At 68.5% G+C, this 10,895-nt stretch carries 5 protein-coding genes and 1 pseudogene; 4 read left to right on the plus strand and 2 right to left on the minus strand.

From position 1 onward, the window contains the following. The 4 genes and pseudogenes from G4D87_RS25025 to G4D87_RS25040 form a co-directional block, all read left to right on the plus strand. Positions 1-447, plus strand: a pseudogene (locus G4D87_RS25025) (hypothetical protein); the annotation flags it as partial. Beyond that, complete coding sequence (locus G4D87_RS25030; protein WP_163784733.1) at positions 444-1,232, plus strand: methyltransferase domain-containing protein; 789 nt, start codon at positions 444-446, stop codon at positions 1,230-1,232. The pseudogene G4D87_RS25025 and the gene G4D87_RS25030, both read left to right, overlap by 4 nt. Continuing rightward, the gene (locus tag G4D87_RS25035; RefSeq protein WP_163784734.1) at positions 1,229-4,141 is read left to right on the plus strand and encodes an ATP-binding protein; all 2,913 of its coding nucleotides are present in this window, start codon (positions 1,229-1,231) and stop codon (positions 4,139-4,141) included. The genes G4D87_RS25030 and G4D87_RS25035 overlap by 4 nt, the downstream gene beginning before the upstream one ends. 155 nt (positions 4,142-4,296) lie before the next feature. Further along, positions 4,297-5,688: a peptide MFS transporter gene (locus G4D87_RS25040; RefSeq protein ID WP_163784735.1), complete on the plus strand. Its 1,392-nt coding sequence runs from the start codon at positions 4,297-4,299 to the stop codon at positions 5,686-5,688. A gap of 88 nt (positions 5,689-5,776) precedes the next feature. Here G4D87_RS25040 and G4D87_RS25045 read toward each other — a convergent pair whose 3' ends face one another. Then, positions 5,777-7,231, minus strand: a complete 1,455-nt coding sequence (locus G4D87_RS25045) for a POT family MFS transporter (RefSeq protein ID WP_163784736.1) — start codon at positions 7,229-7,231, stop codon at positions 5,777-5,779. A 355-nt stretch (positions 7,232-7,586) separates the two neighbouring features. Then, positions 7,587-10,493, minus strand: a complete 2,907-nt coding sequence (gene uvrA, locus G4D87_RS25050; protein WP_163784737.1) for an excinuclease ABC subunit UvrA — start codon at positions 10,491-10,493, stop codon at positions 7,587-7,589. Positions 10,494-10,895 lie beyond the last annotated feature (402 nt).

The raw sequence follows: 10,895 nt of genomic DNA on the forward strand, positions 1-10,895 counted from the left end.
GGGACGCTGGGCGGGCGCTACTCGGACGCGCGGCTGCGGCGCTCGCGCGGCATCGCCCTGGTGGAGGGCAAGGACGGGCCCCAGGGCTTCGTCCTCATGGAGGACTCGTCGCCCGGCCTCTTCTGGGCGGAGTGGTACAACGCCTTCTCGCTCGTCATGGTGGAGCCGGATGCGCTGGAGGCGGAGGCCGTGCGTCAGGCGCTGGTGACACACGCGGTGGCGGACTCGGCCCGGCGGGGCCGCTCCACCGCGGAGTGCCTGGCCTCGGACGCGGACCTGCCCGCCCTGGAGGCCCTGGGTTTCCACAACCTGGGCAAGGTGATGGAGTTCACGGCCCACCGCCGGCTCGTGCGTGACTGGAACGCCTACCTGCTCGCCGTCTTCGAGCGGCTGGCGGCCCATGGCCGGGGTGGCAGCCGGGTGGAAGACAAGGACATCGCGGCATGACCTACCTGATGGAGTCGGCCCAGGAGGTGCAACGTCTGCAAGCGCAGGCGAGCGCCACGTCCTACGCGGACCGGCTGAAGCTCACCGGACTGAGGCCCGGGGACGCCGCGCTGGACGTGGGCTGTGGTCCCGGCGTCATCACCTCGGAGATGCTGGACGTGGTGGGGCCGTCAGGCCGCGTGGTGGGCATCGAGCCACAGGCCGAACACCTGGCGGCGGCCCGGGCGCTGCTGGCGGGCAGGCTCAACGTGGAATTGCGGCAGGGCGCGCTGCCGGACACGGGGCTGCCCGCCGACGCCTTCGACTACGCCTGGTGCCAGTACGTCTTCGAGTACCTGGGGGAGCCCGGCCCCGCGCTGGCGGAGCTGGTGCGCGTGGTCCGCCCCGGTGGGCGCGTGGTGGTGGCGGACATCGACGGGGTGGGGCTGTGGAACTGGCCCTTTCCGGAGGACCTCCAGGCGGAGAGCCAGAAGCTGCTGGCCGCGCTGCGCGCCGCGCGCTTCGACCTGCACGCGGGCCGCAAGCTGTTCCACCTGTTCCGCAAGGCCGGGCTCGCGGACGTGCGCGTGCACGTCTCCCCGTTCTACGTGGCGGCGGGCGCGGCCGACGCGCGGCTCCACGAGGACTGGGTCATCCGCTTCCGGACGCTGCGCCCGCTCGCCGAGCCCTTCTTCGGGGGCGCCGGCCCCTATGACGCGTTCTGCGAACGCTTCCTCGCACTCCTGGACGACGCCGACACCCTCAAATATGCGATGGTGTTGACGACCGAAGGAGTGAAGCGTTGAGCGTCCCCGCGGAACTGGCCTCCGCAACGTCAGCCCCCGACACCCCCGAGCTGAGTGTCCGGATGCTGCGCAGCGTGATGCTGTACTACGAGCGGACCTACGGCCGGGACCGACTGGTGCGGGTGTGGCAGCGCGAGGCGCTGCCGCTGTCGTTGGCGTACGTGGAGACGCTCACCAACTTCGTCTCCGTGGGGTTCACCGAGCGGCTCTTCGACGTGCTCGACAAGGACTCCGGCGATCCGGACTTCATGACCAAGGCGGGGCGCAGCATCGCCAGCCCGGAGGCGGTGGGCTTCCTCTATTACATGATGAGGGCGCTGGCCACGCCGCGCAGCGTCTACGAGCGCGCGCTGGAGCTGGACCACACGTACAACCGCGTGGGCGGCTTCCACATCGACATGCTCACCGACTCGCGGGTGCAGGTGCGCTACGTCAGCCGCATCCGCGAAGGAGACCGCAACTTCTGCCGCGCGCGGCAGGGCAACCTGTCCGCGTTCCCCGCCATCTGGAACCTGCCCCTGGCGGAGGTGAAGGAGCTGCGCTGCCAGGTGGATGGGGCGGACTGCTGCGAGTACGACATCCGCTGGCAGAGCCTGCCGCCCCTGGCGTGGCGCTACATCGTGGGGGGCATGGCGGGCATGGTGGCCGGCCTGCTGTCGGGCACGTTGGACCTGGCGCCGCCCGTCTTCGCGGTCAGCTCCCTGGGCATGGTGGGCGTGGCGGCGGGGGCGTGGCTGGACACGCGCGCGGCCCTGCTGCGCAAGGACGAGAAGCTGTCGGAGCAGCACCAGGGACTGCAGACGTCCCTGGAGGACCTGCAGCTGCGCAACGAGGAGATCTTCGCCGCCAACAAGGCGCTCGAGGACCGCGTGGCCGCGCGGACGCAGGAGCTGTCCGAGGCCAATACGAAGTTGGAGGCGTCGCTCACGCGCCAGCAGGAGCTGGACCGGCTCAAGAGCGAGTTCTTCGACAACGTGAGCCACGAGCTGCGCACGCCCCTCACGCTCATCCTGCTGACGCTGGAGGCGCTGGCGAAGCAGGCGGAGTCGCTGCCCCCGGAGGTGCCTCCGCTGGTGACGAACATGGAGCGCAGCGCGCAGCGCCTGCTGCGGCTCATCAACAACCTGCTGGACCTGGCGCAGCTGGAGTCGGGCAAGGCGCGGCTTCGCTACCAGCCGCTGGAGCTGTTCGGCTTCCTCAGCACCGTGGTGCCGCCCTTCCACACCATGGCGGACCGGCAGGGCGTGACGCTCCGGCTGGAGGGCGCCACGGTGACGCCCATCCATGTGGACCACGAGCGCATGGACATCGTCTTCCAGAACCTGCTGGGCAACGCGCTGAAGTTCACCCAGACGGGCGGGGTGACGGTGCGCGTGCGCGAGGACGACTCGGACGTGCACGTCGAGGTGGAGGACACCGGCCAGGGCATTGCCCCGCAGGACATCCCCGTCATCTTCGACCGCTTCTCCCAGGCGGACAACAGCGGCACCCGGCGCTTTGGCGGCTCGGGCATTGGCCTGGCGCTGGTGAAGGAGACGCTGGAGCTGCACGCGGGCGGCATCTGCGTGACGAGCGAGCTGGGCCAGGGCTCCACCTTCCGTGTGCGGCTGCCCAAGGGCACGGCCCACATCCGCGAGGACCTGCGCGAGCGCCGCCAGGCCGTCATGCCCGTGCGCCGGGAGCGCCGCATCTCCGGGGCCTTCCCCTCGCTGGAGCCGACGGGCTCGGACGTCCTGGGCGCCGCGCCTCCGCCGGCCAGGGACCATGCGGGGCCGGGGCCCGAAGCGGCGCGCATCATGGTGGTGGAGGACGACCCGGAGATTCGGAGCTTCCTCGCCAGGATGCTGGCCCAGCACTACCGGGTGCTGGAGGCCATCAACGGCGACGACGGGCGGCAGCGCGCGCTGCGCGAGCGGCCGGACCTCATCGTGTCGGACGTGATGATGCCTGTCATGTCCGGCCTGCAGATGCTGGTCGCCCTGCGCAATGAGCCGCAGACGGTGGACATCCCCGTCATCCTCCTCACCGCGCGCCAGGAGGTGTCGGCCAAGGTGGAGGGCCTGGGCACCGGGGCGAATGACTATCTGGGCAAGCCCTTCAGCCCGAACGAGCTGCTGGCGCGCATCGAAACCCAGCTCCGCCTGCGCGAGGCGGCGGTGCGCGCCGCGGAGAACGAGCGGCTGGCGGCCATCGGTCTGCTCACGTCCGGCTTCGCGCACGAGGTGCGCAACCCGCTCAACGGGCTGATGAACGCCCTGCTGCCGCTCAAGGACATGCTGACGGCCGGAGGCTCCGACGTGGAGCTGAGCAAGGCCATGCTGGAGGTCGTGGAGGAGTGCGGCCAGCGCATCCGCCACCTGGCCGAATCCCTGCTCTCCTTCACGCGCACCAGTGAGACGCCGGTGGTGCTGTCCCTGGATTCGTCGCTGGACTCCACGCTGAGCGTGCTGGCGTGGAAGGTGCCGCCGGGCGTCAAGGTGGAGCGCGCGTACCACTGTGGGGAGCCGGTGCGAGGCAATCCGGGCGCCCTGAATCAGGTCTGGCTCAACCTGCTGGACAACGCCTTGCGAGCGGTGGGGGACAAGGGCCGGGTTCGCATCGCCACCTCGAACACCGCCGACGAGGCCGTCGTCACCATCGGCGATGACGGGGTGGGCATCCGCCCGGAGGACATGGAGCGGCTCTTCCAGCCCTTCTTCTCCACCCGCGCGGCGGGCGAGGGGACGGGGTTGGGCCTGGCGCTCAGCCGCCGCATCATCATCCAGCACGGAGGGAACATCGCCCTGAGCAGTGTTCCAGGGGAGGGCACGCAGGTGGAGGTCCGCCTGCCGCTGCGCCCCGTGGCGCCCCGTGTCACGGGCGGCATGTCCGACGTCGCGTCCGAGCCGCGCATCGGCCGCCTGGGCTGACGCGGGACGCAAAGGCCCCGCCCGGGCCCACGGCGTCCGGGCGGCGGAGAGGGGGAATTCCCTATCCGCTCAGGTGTCCTCCTGGGCACGGCCCGCGTGTCTGCTACAGTCACGCCACTTTTTCGTCGCACCTCTCCTTTCAAGGAAACCACGGCATGCAAGGCACCGTAGCCGCGGGCGATGCCCGCAAGGGGCACCCGCGAGGGCTCTACCTCCTGTTCTTCACTGAGATGTGGGAACGCATGTCGTATTACGGCATGCGGGGCCTGCTCGTGCTCTTCCTCACGAGCAAGGTCAACGGAGGCTTTGGCTGGTCCACCGCGGACGCGCTCAGTCTCTACGGCACCTATACGGGCCTGGTGTACCTGACGCCCATCGCCGGCGGCTTCATCGCGGACCGCTTCATGGGGCAGCGCCGGGCGGTGGTGCTCGGTGGCGTGTTGATGATGATAGGCCACCTCGTCCTGGCCCTGCCCAGCGTGACGATGTTCTACGCGGGCCTGGGCTTCCTCATCATCGGCAACGGCTTCTTCAAGCCGAACATCTCCACCATGGTGGGCGGGCTGTATGCGCCCGGTGACGGCCGCCGCGACAGCGCCTTCACCATCTTCTACATGGGCATCAACCTGGGCGCGGTGCTCGGCAACTTCATCTGCGGCACGCTGGGTGAGCGCGTGGGCTGGCACTGGGGCTTCGGCGCCGCCGGCGTGGGCATGCTCCTGGGGCTGATTGCCTTCCTGTCGCTGCAGAGCAAGCTGCTGGGGCAGGTGGGCCTGGTCCCGGTGAAGATGGTCACCGACGCCGAGTCGAAGCCGGGCACCCCGAAGAAGTCGTCGGGCTTCAGCCGCGACGAAATCGACCGCATCATCGTCATCTTCATCATCGCGCTCTTCGTCGTCGCCTTCTGGACGGGCTTCGAGCAGGCCGGTGGCCTGATGAACCTCTACACGGACGCGAAGGTGGACCGCGGCGTGCTGGGCTGGGAAGTGCCCACCACCTGGTTCCAGAACTTCAACTCCATCTTCATCGTCGCGCTGGCGCCAGTCTTCGCCGGCCTGTGGAGCTGGCTGGCCGCGCGGGGCAAGGACCCGAGCATCCCCGTGAAGATGGGCCTGGGCCTGCTGTTCCTCTCCACCGGCTTCCTCTTCATGCTGGGCGCCTCCAGTGAGAGCGCCTCGGTGGGCAAGGCGGCGGCGTGGTGGGTGGCGATGGCCTACCTGTTCCACACCATGGGTGAGCTGTGCCTGTCCCCCGTGGGGCTGTCCATGGTGACCAAGGTGGCGCCGGCGCGCATCGTCTCCGCGATGATGGGCGTGTGGTTCCTCGCGAACGCGGCGGCCAACAAGCTGGCCGGCGTCTTCGGCGGCTACTCGGAGAAGCTGGGCGAGTTCGGCGTGTTCCTCTACATCACCATCGGAACGGGCATCGCCGGCGTGCTGCTGCTCATCGTGTCGCCCATCCTCAAGCGGATGATGCACGGCACGGACGAGGTGAAGCCCTCCGCGCCCCCGTCCGAGCAGCAGGGCGGCTCGGTGGCCGCGGCCTGAGCGGCCCCGGGCGGCAGGGCCTGAAGTGAAGACGCCGGCGTCCCGAAAGGGGCGCCGGCGTTTTCCATTCGCAAAGCCAGCTGGCGCCCTACGCGGACTTCGCCGAGTCCGGCGTCACCCCGGCGGCGGTGCGCTCCTCGGTGGGGATGGGCGCGGACGTCTGGTAGTAGTCGCGGACCACGTAGCGGCGGGCCACCAGGGCCATGCCCACGGCGGCCAGCAGCGCGAAGCCGGCATAGAAGAAGAACTGCCCGGAGCCGGTGAAGACGTTCAGCTTGGAGCTGATGGCCACCGCCACGTTGGCCAGCGTGTTCGTCACCAGCCACACGCTCTGGATGGTGCCCTTCATCTCCCGAGGGGCCTGCGTGTACGCGAACTCCAGGCCCGTGGTGGACATCAGGATTTCGCCCAGCGTCAGCACGATGTACGGGAGAATCTGCCACGCGATGTTCAGCGTCGTGCCGCCCTCCATCGTCACCTGGAACACGCCGGCGATGATGAACGACAGCGCGCCCACCACCAGCCCCAGGGGCATGCGCCGCAGCGGCGTCAGCTCCCAGCCGAAGCGCTGGAAGGCCGGGTAGACGACGGCCGTCAGGAAGGGGATGAGCAGCATCACCAGCAGCGGGTTGACGAACTGCATCTGGCTGGCCTGGAAGGTGAAAGGCCCCACCTGCGGGTCCATGGCCCGGGCCTGCACCACCCACGTCGAAGCCTTCTGGTCGAACAGCATCCAGAAGAAGGGCACGAAGGGGAGCAGCAGCGCGCTCACCTTGAACACCGCCTTCACACCGTCCACGGCCTCCTCGGGGTGCTCCTTCCTCGCGCCGTCCAGCCAGCCGCCGCCCTGGCCCCGGTTGCGCAGCGCGCTGAACACCACCTTGGTGAAGCTGTGCGGGTTGGCGCCCGTGGCGGGCACCCGGACGTACTTGTGGCGGCCCAGCCAGAAGATGAACGTCGCGATGAACATCAGCACCCCGGGGATGCCGAAGGCCACCGACGGCCCGAAGTGCTTGAGCAGCAGGGGGATGAACAGCGACGCGAAGAACGAGCCGAAGTTGATGGTCCAGTAGAAGATGGCGAAGACCTTCTTCACCAGGTGGCTGTTGGACTCGTTGAACTGGTCCCCCACCATGGCCGCCACGCAGGGCTTGATTCCGCCGCTGCCAATGGCGATGAGCGCCAGGCCCGTGAAGAACCCCGTGACGCTGTCCTCGAAGACGGCGAGGCACGCGTGGCCCAGGCAGTACACCAGGCTCAGCCCCAGGATGATGCGGTACTTCCCGAAGAAGCGGTCCGCCAGGTAGCCGCCGATGAGCGGGAAGAAGTACACGCCCGCCATGAACGTGTGCATCAGGCTCTTCGCTTCGGCCTCGCGCAGCGCGGTGTCCGGTATCTGCGTGCGCAGCAGGTAGTCGATGAGGAACACCGTGAGGATGTTCCGCATCCCGTAGAAGCTGAAGCGCTCACACGCCTCGTTGCCGATGATGAAGGGGATTTGCGGCGGGAACTTGCTGCGCTGCGCGGCGGTTGCCTGGGCCATACGACGGGGTGCTCCCTGGTGACGAAAGGTGGGGGCTCCTAGATTCCGAGAAGCCGCACCCTACCCAACGCGCCGCCGGGACTCCACCGAACGGAGACGGCCCCGCCGCGCTCCCCGGCGCTTCCCTGGCCGCACCCACGCCGGAAATCTCCCGCCCGACTGCCTGCGTCATTCCGGTGGGCGTGTGTATTTATTGATACAACTCAAGTCGCCTGGCTGGGTTTGACAGGAATTGGAATACCCCTATCATCTCAGATGATGTCTTTCCTCCAAGGTGGTGCGGGGGGATGGGGGTGAATGAAGGCACCCCCGCCCCCCCGCTCCATTTTCCCAGGAGGCATTGCGCGGTGCGTCGTCAGCCGCGCGCGCCCTTCTTCACGGGCGCGGGTGCCGGGTCGTCCACGCGCACGCCCACGCGGGCCCTGCGGGCCTTGGTGAGCACGTGGCCCAGGTAGCGGCCGGTGTGGCTGCCTTCGATCTCGGCGACCTGCTCGGGCGTGCCGGCGGCCAGAATCAGGCCACCGCCCGCGCCGCCCTCGGGGCCCAGGTCGATGATCCAATCCGCGCTCTTGATGACGTCCAGGTTGTGCTCGATGACGAGCACGCTGTTGCCCGCCTCCACCAGCCGGTTGAGCACGGCCAGCAGCTTGCGGATGTCCTCGAAGTGCAGGCCGGTGGTGGGCTCGTCGAGGATGTAGAGGGTGCGGCCGGTGGCCACGCGCGCCAGCTCGCGGGCCAGCTTGATGCGCTGGGCCTCGCCGCCGGACAGGGTGGGGGAGGGCTGCCCCAGGCGGATGTAGCCCAGGCCGACGTCATGGAGCGTCTGCAGCACGCGCATGATGTCGCGGTGCGCGCCGAAGTGCTCCATCGCCTCGCGCACGCTCATGTCGAGCACCTCGGCGACGTTCTTCCCCTTGTAGCGCACGCGCAGGGTGGCCTCGTTGAAGCGCTTGCCGGCGCACACCTCGCAGGGCACGTAGACGTCCGCCAGGAAGTGCATCTCCACCAGCTTCACGCCGTCGCCCTCGCACGCCTCGCAGCGGCCGCCCTTGATGTTGAAGCTGAAGCGGCCCGGCCCGTAGCCGAACGCGCGCGCCTCGGGCGTCATCGCGAACACCTCGCGGATGTTGTCGAAGAGCTTGGTGTACGTGGCCGGGTTGCTGCGCGGGGTGCGGCCAATGGGGCGCTGGTCGATGTCGATGACCTTGTCCAGGTGCTCCATGCCCAGCACGGCCTTGTGCTTGCCGGGGGACTCACGGCTCTCGTAGAGGTGCCGCGCCAGAGCGGGGAAGAGAATCTCGTTGATGAGCGTGGACTTGCCCGCGCCGGACACGCCGGTAATCGCGCTGAAGACGCCCAGCGGAATCTCCGCGTCCACGTTCTTCAGGTTGTTCTCCCGCGCGCCCTGGATGCGCAGCATGCGCTTCGGGTCCGGCTTGCGGCGCTCCTGGGGAACCTCGATTTCCTGCCGCCCGGAGAGGTACGCGCCGGTGGAGCTGGCCTCGTTCGCCATGACCTCCGCGGGTGTGCCCTGGGCCACCACCTGGCCGCCCAGCTCGCCCGCGCCCGGCCCGAAGTCCACCAGCCAGTCCGCCTCCTCCATCGTCTCCTCGTCGTGCTCCACGACGATGACGGAGTTGCCCAAATCCCTCAGGCGCTTGAGCGTCAGCAGCAGCTTGCCGTTGTCGCGCTGGTGCAGGCCGATGGAGGGCTCATCCAGGATGTAGATGACGCCCGTCAGCTCGCTGCCCATCTGCGACGCCAGCCGGATGCGCTGGCTCTCACCGCCCGACAGCGTGGACGCGGTGCGGTCCAGCATCAGGTAGCCCAGGCCCACGTCCACCAGGAAGGACAGGCGGCTGCGAATCTCCTTCAAGAGCTCGGTGGCGATCTTCCGCTCATGCGCGGACAGGGCCATGGCGCCCAGGAAGCCCAGCGAGTCGGAGATGGTCAGCCGGCTCAGCTCGACGATGCTGCGCCCGTGCACCTTCACCGCGCGGCTCTCCGGCTTCAGGCGCTCGCCCGTGCAGGACGGGCAGGGCTTGTCGCTGAAGTACTTCTGGAGTTCGGTGCGGCGCGCCTCGGAGGTGGTCGTCTTGAAGTTGCGCATCATGCGCTCGACCAGGCCCTCCCACTCCATCTTGTACTTGCCGCCCTCGCCCCACGCGACGGTGAAGGACTTGCCGCCCGCGCCGTACATCAGCGTGTCCTTCTCCCGCTTGGTCAGCTTCGCGTAGGGCACGTCCAGGTCAATCTTGAAGGCCTTGGCCAGGCTCTCCACGAAGTCGGCCGTCCAGCCCTCGCCGCGGTTCATGCTGCCGGCCCACGGCTCAATGGCGCCGTCGCGGACGCTGCGTGACGTGTCCGGGACGATGAGGTCCGGGTCCATCTCCGGCTTGGTGCCCAGGCCGTTGCAGTCCGTGCACATGCCCAGGGGGTTGTTGAAGGAGAAGGACGCGGGCGTCAACTCACCGAAGGACAGGCCGCACTTGGAGCAGGCGTTGAGCTCGCTCATCACCCGGTCGGAGGCGAGCGTGCCCTTCTCGTCGGTGATGATGAGGGTGCCCTTGCCCTCGCGCAGCGCCGTCTCCACGGAGTCGGTGAGGCGCGTCTTCACGTCCGGCTTGAGCACCACGCGGTCGATGACGAGCGCGATGTCGTGCTTGGACTTCTTGTCCAGCTCGATGCGCTCCTCCAGGCTCTTGAGCGCGCCGTCGATGCGGGCGCGGGAGAAGCCTCGCTTCTGCGCCTCGGCGAGCAGGTCCTTGTGCTCGCCCTTGCGGTTCGTCACCAGCGGCGCCAGCACCTGGAGCTTGGTGCCCGCGGGGGCCTTGAGGATTTCGTCGACAATCTGCTGCGCGCTCTGCTTGCCCACCTTCACGCCACAGTTGGGGCAGTGCTGCACCCCGATGGAGGCATAGAGCACGCGCAGGTAGTCGTGCACTTCCGTGACGGTGCCCACCGTGGAGCGGGGGTTGTTGCTGGCCGCCTTCTGCTCGATGGAGATGGTGGGCGACAGGCCGCGGATGGTGTCGTACTTCGGCTTCTCCATCTGTCCCAGGAACTGCCGGGCATAGGCGGAGAGGCTCTCCACGTAGCGGCGCTGGCCTTCCGCGTAGAGGGTGTCGAAGGCGAGCGAGCTCTTGCCCGAACCGGACACGCCGGTGAAGACGACGAGCTTCTTCTTGGGAATGTCCAAGGAGACGTTCTTGAGGTTGTGCTCCTTGGCGCCTCTGAGGGAAATGACGTCGGGCTCGGACATGGGCGGGCGATCTACCACTGAATATGCGTTCCGGTAGGGGGAAACACGTCGGAACCCATCTGGATGCAGGGGAACGTCCTGGGTTGCGCGGCGCATCCCACATCTGGCGACCCCTCCGGCGGGGAGGCCTGGCTGCCTGCCCCACCCGGACGGCGGATTCGTCTGTGTGGCACCTGGAGTTCCTGAAGGAATTTCAGGCGTGTCCTGCGAAAGGACACCTGCATTTCCCGGGTGGGCGCTGGCGTTTCCCTGCGAGGCCAGCGGGTTGCCGCGTGGGAACCCCCCTCACCACTCTGTGGACGGACCGGGCACCGGGGTTGCAAAGGGCCCCCCGCTGAGCCGTGAGGTGAACCAGGGTGTGTTCCTGGCGTCTCCCGGTGGGGCGGGGAGGACGTTATGCGC

Source organism: Myxococcus vastator (assembly GCF_010894475.1).
GTDB classification, from domain to species: domain Bacteria; phylum Myxococcota; class Myxococcia; order Myxococcales; family Myxococcaceae; genus Myxococcus; species Myxococcus vastator.